This is a genomic window from Chitinophaga ginsengisoli (assembly GCF_003014595.1).
GTDB classification, from domain to species: Bacteria; Bacteroidota; Bacteroidia; order Chitinophagales; family Chitinophagaceae; genus Chitinophaga; species Chitinophaga ginsengisoli.
In genome coordinates, this window is the sequence record NZ_PYGK01000017.1 from 120859 (window position 1) to 138396 (window position 17538).

15 protein-coding genes are annotated in these 17538 nt (G+C 42.2%); 7 read left to right on the plus strand and 8 right to left on the minus strand.

Annotation, left to right across the window (positions count from 1 at the left end; genetic code table 11):
• Nucleotides 1-12: 12 nt before the first annotated feature.
• Together CLV42_RS28460 and CLV42_RS28465 are read right to left on the minus strand one after the other, a co-directional pair.
• Entirely contained in the window at nucleotides 13-399 is a 387-nt protein-coding gene (locus CLV42_RS28460) for a Rossmann-fold NAD(P)-binding domain-containing protein (protein ID WP_106605337.1), read from the minus strand.
• A gap of 155 nt (nucleotides 400-554) precedes the next feature.
• Complete coding sequence (locus tag CLV42_RS28465) at nucleotides 555-1421, minus strand: SDR family oxidoreductase (RefSeq protein ID WP_106605338.1); 867 nt, start codon at nucleotides 1419-1421, stop codon at nucleotides 555-557.
• Between the two features lie 110 nt (nucleotides 1422-1531).
• Here CLV42_RS28465 and CLV42_RS28470 point away from each other — a divergent pair, with 110 nt between their 5' ends.
• Complete coding sequence (locus tag CLV42_RS28470; RefSeq protein WP_106605399.1) at nucleotides 1532-1894, plus strand: winged helix-turn-helix transcriptional regulator; 363 nt, start codon at nucleotides 1532-1534, stop codon at nucleotides 1892-1894.
• 71 nt (nucleotides 1895-1965) lie between these two features.
• Here CLV42_RS28470 and CLV42_RS28475 read toward each other — a convergent pair whose 3' ends face one another.
• The 3 genes from CLV42_RS28475 to CLV42_RS28485 all read right to left on the minus strand — a co-directional run bounded on the left by CLV42_RS28475 (nucleotide 1966) and on the right by CLV42_RS28485 (nucleotide 5657).
• On the minus strand, nucleotides 1966-2646 hold the full coding sequence (locus tag CLV42_RS28475; protein ID WP_106605339.1) for a hypothetical protein: 681 nt from the start codon (nucleotides 2644-2646) through the stop codon (nucleotides 1966-1968).
• 57 nt (nucleotides 2647-2703) lie between these two features.
• Nucleotides 2704-4176: a hypothetical protein gene (locus tag CLV42_RS28480; RefSeq protein WP_106605340.1), complete on the minus strand. Its 1473-nt coding sequence runs from the start codon at nucleotides 4174-4176 to the stop codon at nucleotides 2704-2706.
• A gap of 371 nt (nucleotides 4177-4547) precedes the next feature.
• Entirely contained in the window at nucleotides 4548-5657 is a 1110-nt protein-coding gene (locus tag CLV42_RS28485) for an alkene reductase (protein WP_106605341.1), read from the minus strand.
• 130 nt (nucleotides 5658-5787) lie between these two features.
• On the opposite strand from CLV42_RS28485, the gene CLV42_RS28490 reads away from it, so the two are divergent.
• Nucleotides 5788-6210, plus strand: a complete 423-nt coding sequence (locus tag CLV42_RS28490) for a winged helix-turn-helix transcriptional regulator (protein WP_106605342.1) — start codon at nucleotides 5788-5790, stop codon at nucleotides 6208-6210.
• A gap of 151 nt (nucleotides 6211-6361) precedes the next feature.
• On the opposite strand, the gene CLV42_RS28495 is transcribed toward CLV42_RS28490, so the two are convergent.
• Together CLV42_RS28495 and CLV42_RS28500 are read right to left on the minus strand one after the other, a co-directional pair.
• Nucleotides 6362-7150, minus strand: a complete 789-nt coding sequence (locus CLV42_RS28495; protein ID WP_106605343.1) for a transglutaminase-like domain-containing protein — start codon at nucleotides 7148-7150, stop codon at nucleotides 6362-6364.
• A 442-nt stretch (nucleotides 7151-7592) separates the two neighbouring features.
• On the minus strand, nucleotides 7593-8489 hold the full coding sequence (locus tag CLV42_RS28500) for an SDR family oxidoreductase (protein WP_245901757.1): 897 nt from the start codon (nucleotides 8487-8489) through the stop codon (nucleotides 7593-7595).
• 94 nt (nucleotides 8490-8583) lie between these two features.
• On the opposite strand from CLV42_RS28500, the gene CLV42_RS28505 reads away from it, so the two are divergent.
• Entirely contained in the window at nucleotides 8584-8934 is a 351-nt protein-coding gene (locus tag CLV42_RS28505) for a winged helix-turn-helix transcriptional regulator (protein ID WP_106605344.1), read from the plus strand.
• A 119-nt stretch (nucleotides 8935-9053) separates the two neighbouring features.
• Here CLV42_RS28505 and CLV42_RS34645 read toward each other — a convergent pair whose 3' ends face one another.
• Nucleotides 9054-9233 (minus strand): winged helix-turn-helix transcriptional regulator, encoded by a 180-nt coding sequence (locus CLV42_RS34645; RefSeq protein WP_394337227.1) that lies wholly within the window; start codon nucleotides 9231-9233, stop codon nucleotides 9054-9056.
• Between the two features lie 1091 nt (nucleotides 9234-10324).
• On the opposite strand from CLV42_RS34645, the gene CLV42_RS28520 reads away from it, so the two are divergent.
• The 4 genes from CLV42_RS28520 (at nucleotide 10325) to CLV42_RS28535 (ending at nucleotide 17535) form a co-directional block, all read left to right on the plus strand.
• A complete protein-coding gene (locus CLV42_RS28520; protein ID WP_170117684.1) occupies nucleotides 10325-10915 on the plus strand; it encodes an RNA polymerase sigma factor in 591 nt (196 codons plus the stop codon).
• 76 nt (nucleotides 10916-10991) lie between these two features.
• On the plus strand, nucleotides 10992-12155 hold the full coding sequence (locus tag CLV42_RS28525) for a FecR family protein (RefSeq protein ID WP_106605348.1): 1164 nt from the start codon (nucleotides 10992-10994) through the stop codon (nucleotides 12153-12155).
• Nucleotides 12156-12264: 109 nt separating this feature from the next.
• On the plus strand, nucleotides 12265-15942 hold the full coding sequence (locus CLV42_RS28530) for a SusC/RagA family TonB-linked outer membrane protein (protein WP_106605349.1): 3678 nt from the start codon (nucleotides 12265-12267) through the stop codon (nucleotides 15940-15942).
• Nucleotides 15943-15954: 12 nt separating this feature from the next.
• Nucleotides 15955-17535, plus strand: a complete 1581-nt coding sequence (locus tag CLV42_RS28535; RefSeq protein ID WP_106605350.1) for a RagB/SusD family nutrient uptake outer membrane protein — start codon at nucleotides 15955-15957, stop codon at nucleotides 17533-17535.
• The last annotated feature ends 3 nt before the right edge of the window (nucleotides 17536-17538 follow it).

The following is a 17538-nucleotide window of genomic DNA, read 5'->3' on the forward strand; positions in this document are numbered from 1 at the left end:
CATTAGCTGTAGCTAAAAACCGCGTATAAGCGCTGTAACCCCTTCCTGGTAAGTGGTAACCTGAAATTCAGGGAACCTGTCTTTGAATTTAGCCGAATCAAAGATATTGTCATATCCATATCGCGGCAACAATTCCTGGACTTCCTTCAACTGGTTGCTGAATAGCGCTCCTACTTTTAGAATAAATTTGCTCATGACTGAATAAGGTAAGCGGCTGCCGTGAACAACAGCAGCATACTCGATTATTTGCTTATAAGTTAACCTGTTGTCGTCACAAGGCAAATGCCAGGTCTGCTGATAACAATCGAAGGTATTGCCTATCATAGCGGTTGCCCTGCCGGCATCCGGTGTCCATATCAGTGTTCGCAAAGTCTTATCACTGACTGGTACGCGTATCATTTTATTTCGTTTGATATTTGAGCATTAATTAAACAGCCTTCTTAAAACGTTATGTTCCAGACAGCTTTTATAAAACATATCTGCACCTCAAGTTTTAGTTAGCTGGCTTTTAAAGGTCGCAAATTTGAAGTTAAAGGCATATAAGACCGACAAGTTTAGCCACGCTGATATACTCCCTGTAGAAATGCTTTCATAGGGGTCAGTTTTCTGCCAATAAGTTTTTCCATATCATCACTTACAATCTCTCCATCGCCCCGTGCCTGCGCCAAAATGATTGCAATGTACTCTTCTGGAATGGCTATGCCTTGTTGCTGTAATGTTGCCCTAAATTCTTCTTCTGTCGGAGAAATATAGTTAATGGTTTTTCCTGTGATCTCTGTAATATATCTTGCAACATCTTCATATCCGTAGGCTTCCGAGTTCACAAAATGGTAGGACTTGTTTTCATGTCCTTCCGTAGCAAGAATGACTGCGGTTGCCTCTGCCATTTCCGAGCGTAAAGCTGCGCTTATTTTCCCATTGCCTGCGGGTAGATAAATCATTCCGGTTTCCAGCACATTGCCGATAAAGTAAGGTATATACTCCAGGTACAAACTGTTTTTCAGAATGGTATAGGTCAATCCGCTTTCTTTCAGCCACTTTTCGGTTTTAACGTGCGCTTCCGTGAAGGTCCAAAGCGGAGAATCGGGGCCTTCTGTCTTCGCCTCACCGCTGGTGTAAATGACGTGCCTGATACCAGCGGCCATTGCCGCTTTTAGAACCTGTTCATGTTGGGAAGTGCGATTGGCCAGGTCAGTTCCGGAAACAAATAGTAACTTATCTATACCGCTGAAGGCTTTTATCAAAGATGGGTAGTCGTTATAATCCCCTATGCAGATTTTTAAACCCTTCTTGCTTAAATCCGTTGCCTTTTCCGCATTGCGCACCAATGCCGCTATCTGACTAGCCTTAATTCCTTTACTCAGCAAAAAATCAATGGTCAATTTTCCGAAATATCCCGTTGCTCCGGTTACTAAAATCATCTTTTTTGAATTTAGACTTTTAAAAAATACTTTTGTTACCCAAAGGAACTAATATAGTTTCAGAACGTAACCAGTTACCTTCTGGTAACAGGCTAAATAGTGGTAACGATATGGTAACTAAGGAACACATTTGCAACGACTTTAATGATTGCCCGATAACGGCAACAATGGAGGTAATTGGCGGGAAATGGAAACCTGTAATTTTGTATAATCTACTTTCAGGTACCAGGCGGTTTGGGGAAATCGCCGTTCGTATTCCGACCATTTCAAGAAAAGTGCTTACTGAACAATTAAAGGAAATGGAAAGAGACGGGTTGGTCATACGTGAACAGTACGAGGAAATTCCTCCCCGCGTTGAGTATTCACTTACCGATAAAAGCAGAAGTCTTACTTCCGTGTTTAAGGAAATTGCTGATTGGGGCAATGAAAATCTGCTAGCGACGCGCCCCCCGGACCCGGGCGATAAACAATGAGCAGCTTAAAGAGCATCTCACAGCCGATCACCATGCAATTATCGCCATGGGTGGGCGCCTCGTCAGCATCATTATTTGTTATCTGCTTGTTCAATAAATTTTAATGTCATTAATCGCTTAACTGTTTTCAATTTACGGGCGACAGCTTTTGTTTGCTCCAAATATGCATCAGCATCTTTGTTGATACACCTGAGGTCTGCCAATGACAGATAATCCGGATGGTAAATTTCCGATATAGTCACGTATGGATATTCGCTGCCGTTTTTCTGAATGTAAAAAACATACATCCATATTGACAATTTTTGAGGAGTAATATTCCCCATTAACTTATATAGTGCTTTATAATCAGCAGAAGGAGATAACTCTCCCAGGTAGATAGTCTTTTTAACAATTTTCCATCCTCCGGCTTTGAAGGTACTTCCTATAGACCCTCCGTTTACGACTTGCTGATGTTCTTTTGAAAAGGAACTGTCAATAGTCTCCGGATAATTAACGACAGCCAGTGTCCGTGTTATCTTCTTGCCATCGTATAGGTTAGATACCCTTAAACTGGTACTATTATAAAGCACCTCAATACCGTAAGCGCCAAACTTCTTCTCGATCCTTTCGCTGTTCAGCAAGTTGGCAGGCAGTGTTGAATCACAGGGAATAACGGCTGCCGTCTGATCATTGCTGCGCTGAGCGTAAGTTATTGTGCCAGGCATTAGCATGGCCAACAATGCCAGAATAAAAACGTATGATTTGGCGTTCATTCTTATATTCATTTGTTCAATGCAAAAGTATCGAAATAGATTGCAGAAAAAGGGTTGTTAATCAATAGTAATTGTTGCCATTTTACTTTGATTACCTGGTGCTCCGAGGAATTTAACTTTTTGTAGTGGTACCTTCACGACAGATGGGGAAATGACTTTCATCCATTCAGTAAGGGCCAAAAAGTCCTCATCCTTCATATCAATAACTTTCTGCCTTTTTAGCGTGCCATCTGGCTCAATTACTGCGGCAACAAGTACTACGTTTTTATAAACACTTGAACCAAGCGGTTTAAGGGTGATATCACGGGTGAGATTCTCCTCATTATCATTGTAAAAAATGATTGTCTTTCCCTGAGCAGAAAAAGCATAATAGCTGGCCCCCATTCTAGAGCCGGTACTAACCCGGTATTTGGGTATCCTGGTAAACGAAGTTTGCTTATTGTCAAAATAAATATTCAAAATGTCTCCGGAGATGTAAAACGGTTTATTTGATGGTGATGATGTTACATCCACCTTGCTGAACTCAGTTACCATACTAATACCTTCTCCCGTTTCAACCAGTTGGGAAGAACATTCAGGAGATATACCATATTTTCTTTCTTTGGTATTGCCCCAGTCGTCATTGGCGAGATGCTCAACAAATGTCTCAGGGAAAGGACTTTTTTGTACGGCAGTTAACTTAAAATTACCGGTAGCCATGGTGCCCTTAAATACGCCAGCCAGATTATCTGTCTTATCACAATAAGTGCCTGCGATATGTATCGAGTCTCCTTGTTGCGATGACAATAACACCACTTCAGCCGGTCTGGCATTCGGGATACGTAAAGTTTTGTGTAAAGGAGTGCCTGTTTGTTTAAAAACCATAATGTTGGCCATCTCTTTGGCATCCCCTTTTTCGTCGTTCTTATAGCTCACGTAAATAGTCCCTCCATTATCTATTATTTCTGATAGGATCTCTTTATCCGTAATCCCCGCAATCGTTTCATTCTTACCCCAAATGACATTTAATTGCTCATCCAGACAGGAAAGATAAAACTGCTCTTTGCCGGCTCCAACTAAAAGCAGCACCCGCTTACGGTCAGGCGAATATTTGAAGATGATCTTTTTAAACTCCATACCATTCATTAATGGAAGAGAAAGTTCCATACTGCTACTGGCAGCAAGCGTTTTTGGCTGGCTGATTTCTAAAGTCAGTGGATTTACCTCGACTGCCATAATATTGCCGATATTATTTTTGCTCGCAGGTTCGACATAAATGAACCAAATTTTATCACCAATCTTTTCTAAAGAAGAATAGAAACTGCTATATACATTATCACCTCCTGAAAGCTTGTTTTCTTTTATCACTTTCATATCCTTGTCATACTGTATCAGTGTAACTGTCATCCTGTACTTATTCCAGTTCATCCCTGAAACATTTTTGTCTTCTTTCCTAATGTCAACATAGCCTCCGCCAGGTAACGCAATTTTGAAAAGACCCGGCTCGGTATCTGATATAGATACATGAAATTGCTGCGCTATGGTTTTCATACAGCATAGGCATATCATTAAAGTAACTGCTAGTTTCATTTTTAGTATAGGTTAGGTGATAATTATAATTTGTGTCATTCAGGTCATACGTTATCCGTTGTTGACGGCTGGTTAAAGCAAAGTAGCTTTATAACTAAATTAAAGCTGAATTCGATCTGCCGGGAAAACTTTATGCGGGGCTCTATATTCCCCCGAATCGAAAGATACATAATTTATATATCAGTCCGTACTACGGGATCTGGCAACCAGGTAAATTACCTCAAAGAAGTGAGTATGTGTTGCTAAAAGAAGTTATTGAGGGGATCAGTATTTAACTTTTTGATAACAAAAAGCCTCCAAATCTTTCGATTTGAAGGCTTTAAAACGGTGTATTAAAACACCGCTTCAGGATAATCGGTATATCCATTTTCATCTCCACTATACAATGTATCCTGGTTGATTGCTGACAATGGCAAATTATATTTAAAGCGGACTGGCAAATCGGGGTTAGCAATGAATGGTGCGCCAAAAGATACCAGGTCGGCTATACCTTCTTTCAGGATGGCATTCCCGCTTTCCTGCGTAAAGCCCAGATTAGCCATCAATCTGCCGCTGTAGTGATAGCGGAAATGGCTGAAATAATTATCCTGCAATGCTTCTACCGGTGTACCTGTTAAAGTTTCTGCAGGTCCAACAATGTGCAGGAAAGCGAGATTGTAATCATTCAGTTTTTTAAGGATGTACTGGAACATAGGGATGGTTTCTTTGTCCGGCGTCACGATGCCCACATGGTTATATGCGACCGGTGCAAACTTGATGGCTACCCTTGTGCTTTCCCATACTTCTAAGATAACATCCAGGATTTCAAATATAATACGTGCACGATTTTCAATACTGCCTCCATACTCATCGGTGCGATGATTAGTGGCCAGGCTTAGAAACTGGGGAATTAACATGCCAGCCTGTGCATGTACTTCAATGCCATCAAATCCTGCCTCTTTGGCATTCTTAGCTGCCTGCCTGTAATCCTGTATAGTTTGTTTAATTTCAGCAACGGTGAACTCGCGGGGCGTTAGTGTATCTTTAAATCCCTGGGGGGTATAAGAATGGTTTTGCGGATTAATGGCGGAAGGGCCTGCGGGCAATTCACCATCAAAAAAATCCGGATGAGATGCTGCACCAATATGTCCTATTTGAGAGAAGATTAATCCTCCTTTGTTGTGTACTGCCTCGGTTACCAGTTTCCATCCTTCTACCTGTTCCTGCGTATAAATGCCTGGCACATTGATAAAACCAATAGACTTCGAATTCACCCAGGTGCCTTCACTCAAAATTAAGCCCGCTGAAGCGCGTTGTGCATAATACCTTGCCATCAATGGTGTCGGAACCAGGCCTGTATTGGTGGCACGTCCACGTGTAAGGGAGGCCATTACCATGCGGTTTTTCAATCTCAAATCACCTATCTGATATTCCTCTAACAGAAGTTGTACAGTATTTTCCATTGCTTTTTTTAGCAAACTTCGAGCATATGCTCCAGTGTTACAATATGGGAAAAACTAATGTCATAGGGATAATTTTATCCCATATAGGAATTAAAATACAATGCCTATTTTTGAATAAAGTGAGCAGCATATGTACGAAAGAAAAACACCCCTCACAATAGATTGCGGATTGCACCTGACTAAGGAAGTGCTGAATGGCAAATGGAAGCCAGCCATCCTCCGCGCTATTTCGATGGATGTAAAGCGTCCAAGCGAGATACTACGTTTATTTCCCGGTGCTACCCGCAGAGTATTGAATGTACAACTCAAAGAATTGGAAGGACATGGCATGATAGAGAAGAAAACCTATCCGCAACTGCCGCCTAAAGTGGAGTATTCGCTTACAGAGATAGGCTGGTCGTTGATGCCTATTATTGAAGCCATGAACCAATGGGGGGATGCCAATCGCAGCTTTTTGGAGAAGGTGATTAAGAATGCTCCTAAGATTAGCGAAACTTCAAAATCAGCATGCCAGATTTATAGACATATGACTGTAGCACAAAAGATCGGATAAGGTTTGGCTATAGGATTTTCTGCCAATCCAATCTCAATTCTCAATCCCTCAAAATCAAAAAAGCCTTCAAATCTTTCGACTTGAAGGCTTTAAAACATGTGGGCTGATTTTCTGGCGGCGAGCCGGTTACAACTTTCGCCACTTTATTGTTTCAACTTAATTTGACCTCTTCCACTTTCACCTCCATCTTCACCATCACTACCTCCCCAAAATGACTAGCAAATGCCACATCTGCTGCATCTCTCCCATAGGCCATAATAATCCGCCCTCCCACCGGCTGCTCCATCAACGCATCAAAAGTATACCATCGATTTCCAACATATGCCTCAAACCACGCGTGCAAATCCATCGGCTTTAATTCATACAGATATCCCACCACCATCCTGGCTGGTATGTTTATACTTCTACACAGCGATATCGCTACATGGGTAAAATCCCTGCATACCCCCGTTCTGCTACCCAATACGTCCATAGCTGATGTAGAACTATTCGTCGTACCATACTGGCGATACAGGTTACTATAACACCATTGCCGGATTGCTTCTACCTGTGCATACGCTGATTGTATATCCTTTACAATCTCCATCGCCTGCGCTCCAACCTTGTCTGCTTCACAATACCTACTGGGGAGCAGATATTGCAATACATGATCCGGCAAATCTTCTATTGCTACATATGCAGCATCCGTATTCACATCAATATGCATATCGCACTCTGCGATCACACTACTTTCAATAGTAGTAATTCCTGCTGGTAAAATAGTCCGTTGACAAATATTGCCATGCGTATCTATGTATTCACTCAGAGGCAGCAACGGAGTTGTCAAAAATGCCTCCTGCCTGATGATCTGGGCATGTTCGCTCTTGGAACGTAGCATGAAAATACTGGTAACAGGATATTCAGCATAGAATTCAAAAAATGTAGAAGCTTGTAAGAGCATATAACTGGGGTTTTAAATTAAAAGGGATCAAACAACGCATAACTAATAACAAAAAAGCCTCCAATTCTTTCGAATTGAAGGCTTTTAAAGCTTGCGGGACCATAGGGACAGTTATTGAACGTATTAATTGAAGATTTGATCAAAATTGATATGTTTTATACAAATTACTCCAAATTTATATAAAAGCCGGCTTGCCTATAATTTTGCATCTTGGAACTAGATACCCAATGAATCGTCTGCACCTATTCTAAAGCCCCTGCACAAATACCATGAAGAACGCTATGTTTTATCCAGGTCAGGGAGCAACTATTTTAGAGTCAAGCTGGATAAGGCGCTTATTTGTACAAAACACACTTCGGGCCGTGGAGTAGATGGTATCCACAACATTTTTCTCCGCCGTGATTATTTTTTACTGAGTAAGTTCCTTTTTAAAGAATAAGAATTACTTACTATATATGTTTCTTAAAAAATCTGGTAAACTGGTTGTAGCCCTGCCCAGTAGTTGTTTCACATCACTTTTATTTGTTTCGAATTCTCCTCTGGCTATCGCTCCAGCAAACCTTGCCAGATACTTTGCGTCATCTTCAGAAGCCCCTAATTGTACAAGCTGCGCAACATATGACATTACCTCAGTTTGGTTATGAGCTATCGTTGTCCCTGTGATCCCTGATATTATGTCAGCAATCTCTGCGAAGGAGAAAGCGGTGTCTGCAGCAATGGTATATTCCTTATTTTCGTGGCCCGGAGTAGTCAGTACAACGGCTAAAGCTTCAGCCATTTCTGTTATTGGTAAAAAAGGTACTTTGCCAACTCCTGCCGGGATGGAGATACCGTTCTTCAAAATATCTTTTCCACAAATTATCGGAATCATATCAGCGTAGAGTGTGTTATTCATCAATGTATAAGGAACAGCCATTTGTTTTAAATAATCAGTTGTGTATGTATGGTATTGAACATCATCAACCATTGTGCTTTGCTGTAAATCTTTCATATCAAAGCCTGTGTAGACGATATGTCTGACACCAGCTTCCTTGGCTGCATCAATCACATTTTTGTGCTGGTTAAACCTGTGTACTATATCCGATGAAGAAGATACCAGCAACAGCTTCTCCACACCCTGGAATGCACTTCTCAAAGACTCAAAATCCTGATAGTTGCCAAGCTTCACCTGAATTCCATTCGATTTCAATTCTGTCCCCTTAGTTTCATTTCTTATCAATGCAGCAATGTCTTTTGCATCTGTACCATTGTTTAAGAGTGAATTAATGGTGGCTTTACCTAAATTACCTGTTGCTCCAGTTACTAAAATCATCATTTTTGCTTTAAGATCAATAATCATTTACTTTTGTTACGCAAAGAAAGTAATATTGATTTTGAAAAGTATCACTTGCTATTTGATAACAGAACAAAAAGTGGTAACCTTAAAGTAACTTATGGGGAATAACTTATATCATGCTGACTGTCCTGCTATAGAAACGTTAGCCCTGATCGGAGGACGGTGGAAAGTGATTATTTTGCATGTGCTTTCCAAGCATGCCAGGCGTTTTGGGGAAATCAATGTTCGGATACCCTCTATATCAAGAAAAGTATTAACTGAACAACTGAGAGAACTTGAAGCTGATGGCTTAATTAACAGGAAACAGTACAAGGAGCATCCACAGAAGGTAGAATATGCACTCACAGATTTTGGAAAAAGTCTTTGCCCTCTGTTGGCCTATATATCAGCCTGGAAAAAAAATGTGGAAGGTAATTCATCTCAAGACATAATACAACTCCCCGATTGAAACTATTTTTAAATTTCAAATCACTTAATCCTATCCCTGATCCGGATAAATTGCCTGATTTACTCCAAAATTGTGCCTTCTTACTTCATCGCCAGTGGGTATCCTCTCGATAATAACAATCACAGTTCCCAGGCACACATCCTGACCTTGTTTATCATACATTTCACACTCTTTCCAAGGTTTGTAATGCTGTATTCGACAGTAGGGGGCACAGTTATAAATATCTCTCTATAAATCATACCATCCTTCTCAAGTTCACGGAGTTGGGCAGTTGACATAGTTGGGGTGATACGTAAAATTTCTCACACTAACACTGTAAAACGTATTAGCCTGTCTTGAACAAGTGCATATAGAATTGGTACCTTCTACTTCCCCCTTATAACATTTAGTGTTTTACATCCCCAAAAAATTGGTGGTTCCTACTATTACAGCATGGCCGAAATCCGTAAAGATCAAAACAATGAGGGCCGGGTTATGACGATAGAGATAATTTTAAGGTACCTTACTGCCATCACCAGGGATAGCAGGCTAACAGTATGGTATAAAGGAGTAATCATGAGCATTTTTTATCTTGGACGTGAAAACGCAACCTTTGAGCCAATACTGATCGGTAGGCAACGCATTATGGACATTGCACGTATTTCCAATCCGACCTATCACAAATGTAGGATTCACCCCCCGGACCTTTGACAGTCAAAATCATTTAATCAGAGGCTGCCGCAAACAAAAAAGCCTTCAGATATCATCTGAAGACTCAAAAACTTTTCGCTATCGCTTAGATTTTCTTGGCGGGCTGCGAGGGACAAATTTCGAACCGCTTTATGGAAGATTTATCTTTCATAAATAGATTTATCAGTGCAAATTATCTTATAAGTTAACGTTATAAATTATTCCGTATCGATTAATCCTATTGTCTATGGGATTCAAAAAGGGGGTAAAAATTAAATAAACTTACCCTCACTTTTTATATAGTTGAATTTATAAATGTATATTAGATTTAAGAAGTACCATGATTATGTAATTTTACCTGTACATAGTCATCCTTTGGTGTGGCCGGTACATTTTAAGTGAATCGGCATGGCATAGGCTGAGTGCTGGTATGGTTGTGGAGATCATAATGAACAGCAGCAGGAAGCGCGTAAGGGGGGCATTGAGGATATGAAATACCGGGCCCAATAAGCTTCCAGGTAACAATAGCATATTAGATTATTAATAACATCGGTCATTTGAATGCCAGGTAAATATGGGAAAGTATAATAAGAATAAATTACCGTGTCTATAGAATTTTATAATTTTTTTGAAAAACCAGCTCTTCCTTTCTAGTCTTCATAAAAATTTAGCTTTTTATTTTTTACTTTTTATAATTTCAAAGAAATATTACTTAGAAAAAGTGAACATCATACACATCAGCGATGAGAAGGAGCTATTGCGCAGGCTGCGGGATGGGGATGAGTTTGCTTTCAAAGGGCTCTATGAGATGTATGCCCCGAGGCTGGCTGCGAGACTTATACAATTACTACGCTCAGAAGAACTGGCAGAGGATATCCTGCAGGATTTGTTTATTAAGATATGGGAAATCCGGCAGACAATCAATCCTGAACTGAGTTTTGGTGCTTTATTATATAAAATGGCAGCCAATCTTTCCAAGAACGTATACAGAAGAAACATATATGACCAGCTGATGCGCAGGCAGATCAACCCGGATGAAAGCCATAATCCTATAGAGGAATCTTTTAATCAAGCCGACGCTAAAGAATTATTGCAGGCAGCATTAAATAAGCTAACGCCCAGGCAACGGGAGGTATATATTATGCATAAAATGGATGGGTTAAGCTACCAGGAAATAAGCAGCCAGTTAAATATCAGTGCATCAGCCATCAATCATCACATACAAGAAGCTAATAAACAACTAAGAAAGATATTAAAATATAGAAACATCTATATCCTTACCGTACTACTCCCAATTTTTTTTGAAAAATAATCTTTCCGGGGGTGCTATTTTTTATTTCTCGTGTGTATCTATATGTAATTAGGCATTAACAGGACTGTTTGCTAAGATGGAAAACAATAATATAGAAGAACTATTCAAAAAATACATTGAAGAGACAATTACCGAACAGGAATTGTCTGATCTGTATTATTTTTTCCAGGATCAGCAAAACCAGGAAAAACAGGATGCCTTACTCACAACCTATCTGTCAGAAGAGTCAGCTGTGCCTTCACCGCTGGCAGCAAGAGCCACTGTTGTTAAAGATTTTGCGTGGCAGGGAATTGAGCGGCGAATGGGTATGACGACATCTACGCAAAAATATAAACGGATGTACTGGTGGAAGGGTGCTGCTGCGGCAGCCGGATTACTATTAATACTTTCATCCGGGTTTTATATATACCGTCAAATGGCGGGGCAACACCCTGCTACCTCGCAATTTGCCAATCTTGATATACCACCAGGTACCAATCGCGCCACCCTCACTATATCAAATGGAGCAGTATATCAATTGAATGGAGAGAAGGAAGAGATCGTGGTAGATAAAGGGAGTATTCGCTATAAAGATGGTGATACCCTGTCTGCAAAAGATGTAGTCCGGCATGTAACATTAAGCACACCAAGAGGTGGACAATACCGTGTAACCTTAAGTGATGGTACGAAGGTCTGGCTGAATGCCGCTTCTTCGCTGTCCTACCCAACAACATTTACTGAAAAAGACCGTAGTGTGACACTACATGGAGAAGCATATTTTGAAGTAGCAGCCAACGCTTCCCAGCCATTTGTCGTACATACACCAAACCAGGATATTAAAGTACTGGGTACTGAATTTAATATAAACTGTTACCAGGACGAAAATAGAATAGTCACCACATTGGTAACCGGCAGTGTGAAATTAGACAATAAGGGAGGAGCAGCATCATTACAATTGCATCCCGGTGAGCAGGCTGTACTGAACAATGAAAATTTTGATGTGGCAGCCGTAGATGTATCATTATACACTGCATGGAAAGATGGAGAATTCCGGTTCAGAGCTACACCATTAGTAGAAGTACTACACCAGATAGAACGGTGGTATGACCTGGATGTGGACTACAAAGGAGTGCCTGCAGATATTAAAATTCATGCATCTATAAGAAGAGATAAAAAATTGTCAACGGTACTGCACGCACTGGAAAAAATAGGGGATATAAAGTTTGAAGTGAACGAGCGGCATATTAGAGTAATGCATTAGTAGAATACCAAAATCATTTTATTGGCTTTCCATTTGGAGCTGGGCGTAAAGACGACATCAGCGGTGGATCCTTGTACTTATAATCAACCAAAAACCAACTGTTTCATTTATGGACTATTTCCTTTTTCTCAGGGACAGAGGAAGGCATGTGCTATACTGTGAGCATTCTACAGAGAACAATAATGGTAGCACATTATCTTTCCCGTACAAGTTTGTTACTATCCTTATCCCATTTCTGATCCTACAACTGTTTGCGTCTTTAAAGGCGCAGACAGTCACCTTGAATGTAAAGAATGCCCCTTTTGTGCAGGTGGCAGAAGAGATCAGTAAACAGACAAAGTATGACTTCAGCTACAATGACCGCATTCTGAAAAAGACAAAGCCGGTCACGCTGAAGCTGGTAAAAGAGTCCCTCTCTGGCGCTCTGCAAAAGCTCTTGTCTGAACAGCCGCTGAATTTTGAGATCAGGGATGGCCTGATTATTATCACCGAAAAAAGCACTCCCACTGCGGGTTACGATGGTGCTTTACAATCCGACGTTCTAGGCCACGTCACCAACGAATCAGGATTGCCGTTGGATGCTGTTGCCATTAAGGTCAAGAATACCAATTTTGGTACCAGGACAAACAAGAATGGGGAATTCACTATTCCGGGTAAGTATGCAAATGATAAGTTGCAGATACATCTGCTGGGGTATGCGGATATGGAGATAGGTGCCCAGCGGGCCAGGGTAGTCACACTGGCGCTGGCAGCTGCGGATCTTAATGAGGTGAATGTGGTGGTCAACACCGGTTACCTGAAAATAGACAGGCGTCATCTCACCAGTGCTGTCACCACCATCAAAATGGATGATATCAGGACACCGGGTGTAAATACCATTGACAGGTTGCTGGAAGGCAGGGTACCCGGCATGATGTTCATGCAGAATTCCGGCCAGGTGGGCGCTGCTCCCAAACTGAGGATCAGAGGAACCTCCACCATTCTTGGTAACCGGGAACCACTCTGGGTGCTTGATGGAATCGTGCTGACAGATCCTGTAAATGTAGATCCGCAGCAGATTAACGACCTCGACTTTGTGAACCTGCTGGGTAATGCGATAGCAGGTCTGAACCCTGACGATATTGATCAGATCGACGTATTGAAAGATGCTTCCGCAACGGCTTTGTATGGGGCAAAAGCAGGCAACGGTGTGATCGTGATCACGACTAAAAAAGGGAAACCAGGTAAACCCATGATATCGTATTCCATGTCATCCGGTTACACCCGGCGGCCAAGATATTCTGACAGGGGCATGTATATGATGACCTCCCGGGAGCGTATGGATGTGTCCAAAGAAATGGTGGAACGTGGCATGCAGTATAACAACGTAACCCAATGGTCAGGATACGAAAGAGCCCTGCAGGACTACTACGAAGGCAAAACCGATTATACAGAATTCAAGCGTTTGAGTGATTACTATGCCAATGTGAACACCGACTGGATGGGGTTGCTCACACACGATGCTTTTATGCAGAACCATACCTTGAACCTGTCCGGTGGATCAAACGATATCAAGTATTACTCTTCCATCGGTTATCTGAACGAGACGGGTGTGATCAAAGGAGAAGGTAACAAGCGCTACTCCTCCATGCTGAACGTTACTGCTGATTATAAGAAGTTCATGGCGCAGATCGCATTCAATGGCAACTACCAGGTAAGGAATTATAGTCCCTCCGACCTGGGAATCATGAACTATGCCTACAACACCAGCCGTACAATTCCGGCTTACAATACAGATGGCAGCTTATTCTATTATCCACAGACAAATAACCTGCTCAATTATAATTTCAATATCCTGAATGAGCGGGACAATAGTAATGATCATTCTGACCTTATATCTGCCAATGTAAGGGCCTTGTTAAGATGGAAGGTGATGAGGGGATTGGACGTAGAAGGTACCTTTGCTGTGGGGGTGAGCAGCGACAGCAGGGAGTTGTACTATACCAAGGATTCCTATTATATATTCAAGCTGCGTGCTGACCAGACAAGCAGGTGGGACCTGGCACCTGTAGGCGGAGAACTGCAAAAGCAAGATACGCGCAACAGGAATTATACCGGCCGCCTGCAGGTGAATTACATGACCACACTGGATAAAACAGGCAAACATGCCCTGACAGCTACCGGCGGTGTGGAAGTAAAATCTAATGGATATAATGGATTCAATATCACCAGGAGAGGTTATTTCCGGGAAATGGGCGGGTACTTTGATATCATCCCTACCACCTACAGTGGATATTATCAGCAGTGGATGTCAACCAAACCTGCTTTGGGTTACTTTAACCGCCAGCTTACAAATGACTTTGCCTGGTTTGGAACAGCAGGTTACTCCTATGATAACAGGTATTTGCTGAATGTACATATCAGGGGTGAACAATCAAACTTATTTGGTTCCAGGACCAACAACCGTTTCCTGCCTATCTGGGCATTGTCTGGCCGCTGGAATATGAAAAATGATATACTGAGAGAAGTAGCCTGGATCAATGACATGGCCCTCAAGGGATCATGGGGATGGCAGGGAAATATGTTGCCCGGTCAGTCTGCCAACATGGTGATCAGGCAGAATTTGAGTACAAATCCATACTATAATGAAACTTCTTCCAATATTGTAAATTATCCTAACCCGGATCTGAAATGGGAGAAAACGTCTTCCTTTAACGCGGGTGTGGAGTTTTCAATCTTAAAGGGCAAACTGAACGGGTCATTTGCATATTTCTATAAGAGAACAAAAGATGCATTCCTTGACAAAACAGTCTCTGAGGTCAACGGTGTAGAAAAATATGTGATCAACAGCGGTACGCTTGAAAACAAAGGTATAGAAGTGTCCTTGTCTATACGCGCTATTGATAATGCTGCTATGGGCAGCAGTTCAAAACGTGGTTTTGTATGGCGTATAGACCCACAGCTGGGCCAGGTGCTGAATAAGGTGTTGAACAGGGCTATCAATAACAGGAATAATGTACTGGTGGACAACATCACCTATAACAACTTTCTCGATGGTACCGTACAGCTGTCCGGTAAACCACTCAATACCTTTTACTCCTATAAATTTAAAGGGCTGAGCCCTGTGGATGGTTCTCCTATCTTTTACGGTGCTGAACCAGAAAAGGCTGAAGAGTACAATAAGCAGTATTCCCAGATGAAAAAGGAAGATGTATACCTGTCAGTCATGAGCGAATCTGGTCGCAGGGAGCCTTTTATACAGGGTGGCATCTCCAACTACTTTGCCTGGCGCAATTTCGGTCTGTCCTGCAATGTGACCTATTCCCTGGGCAACAAGATCAGGATGCTGAAGATCGCCTCCGGGTATGCATCTGCAATTGCTTATCCACAACAGAACCTGCGCAAAGAATTCGTGCGCAGATGGCGCCGCCCGGGTGATGAAAATTATACCAACATTCCCGGACTACAGGCGAATAACGACCTGAATAACCCCTGGTGGAATATTTATCCTGCAAGTAACTACTCATTTGCTGGCAGCGTATACGACATGTATGACAACTCGGATGTAAGACTGGTAAGTGCCAACTATTTGAAATTGCAGTCAGCCTCTTTCAAATACAACTTTGATGACAAAATGATCCGGAGATTAGGTTTTACATCTGCCTATGTCAGTATTACGGGTACGAACCTGTTCACGATCACCAACAAGTTGCTGAAAGGACAGGATCCTGCTCAATCAGGCCAGTCTCCAAATATCAACTTATCAGTAAGACCTACTTACACCGGTAGTATTAACGTATCATTTTAAAATATAAGCACCATGAAAAATGTAATTGCGCTGCTTACGTGCTTACTGTCGCTGTCATCATGCAGCAAATTCCTGGAGGAATATACTACAGACCAAAAATATGCTTCTACCACCGCAGACCTGGAAAGTCTGATGATCGGCGAAGCCTTTTTCCCAAACACGCAACTCTATATCTATAACCAGGCGACCATGTCGGATATATCGTCTGAATCATCTGTATTCGCACCATGGCTGCACCTGATGGATGATGACAGTGAGACGTTTGTAGCTGACTATGTAGAAACAAGCCAGCCTACCCCGCTTTACAAATTTTCCGGTTTTCATAACTGGGCCCAGGCACCTGGTGTGGATATCCTGAACGCCACCTGGGAGGAAACTGCCTGGCGGAAACTATATAAACGCATTGGCGCACTGAATGCGATCCTGTTCCAGGCGGCCAAACTGGCGGACAGCTCAGGCACCAATTTGCAATTGCAACATATACGCGGAGAGGCCTATTTCCTCAGGGGCTACTACTACTTTATGTTGCAGAACATCTATGGAGCTCCCTACCGGAAAAGTAGTGCTGCCACAGATGAAGGGGTGCCGGTGAAAGTCTCTGAAAAGATAGACGATAAGTATTTCACCCGTGATAACAATGAGGTAGTCTACAACCAGATCATGGCAGATCTGAATCAGGCAGCCACCTACCTGGAAGGTTATAACCCTGACAACAATATCAGGGTCGGCATTGCAGTAGTAAAAGCTTTACAAAGCCGGGTATACCTGTATACAGAGCAATATGATAAGGTAGTGTCAGTGCTGAAGGACTTTGAAACAATGGGTTATACCCTTACAGACCTCAACCAGTATGTAGAAGGTACCAGCTTCAGCTATCGTGGAGCAAGTGAATCCATTTTCACCATGGCGTCTTATGTTATGCCGGCAGTTTTCATCAACGACTCCCTCTCACAATGGAATGGTGATGATGACCGGGCATCTTCCTTCAAAGCATCCAATGACCTGATGGATACTTATGATACAGCAGACCTGAGAAGGGTTGCCTTCTTTACAAGGGCTACTAAAAGCGGGTCCTGGTTACCAGCAAAATACCGTACGTGGAGTACCTATAATGACCCGGCCCAGGTGTCTGACATCTTCTATTTCCGCTATGCGGAAGTAATATTGAACCGTGCAGAGGCACTGGCCATGATGGGTGCAGATGGAGAGGCACGTATAGAGCTGGAAAATCTCCGTTCGAAACGTTTCAGGAATGCGAGTGCAGACCAGCTGCCAGGCTCTAATGAGGGACTTGTTGATTTCATCCGGGCAGAACGCCGTCGTGAACTGTGTTTTGAAGGACAGCGCTGGTTTGATCTCAGGCGTTATGCAGTGAATTCAAAATATCCGTTACCATCTGCATTTACGATCAAACATCCGGTGTATAGTTACGATGCGCAATCCAATTCGCATACACAGGTAGGTAACTATGTACTTAAATCCATAGCAGAAGATGGAGCAAGCTGGCAGGTACCGATCCCTGATTACGCGATTGAATTTAATCGTGGCGCTTTAAAAAATCCAATTCGTTCTGTTCGTCAGATCCAACCATAATAA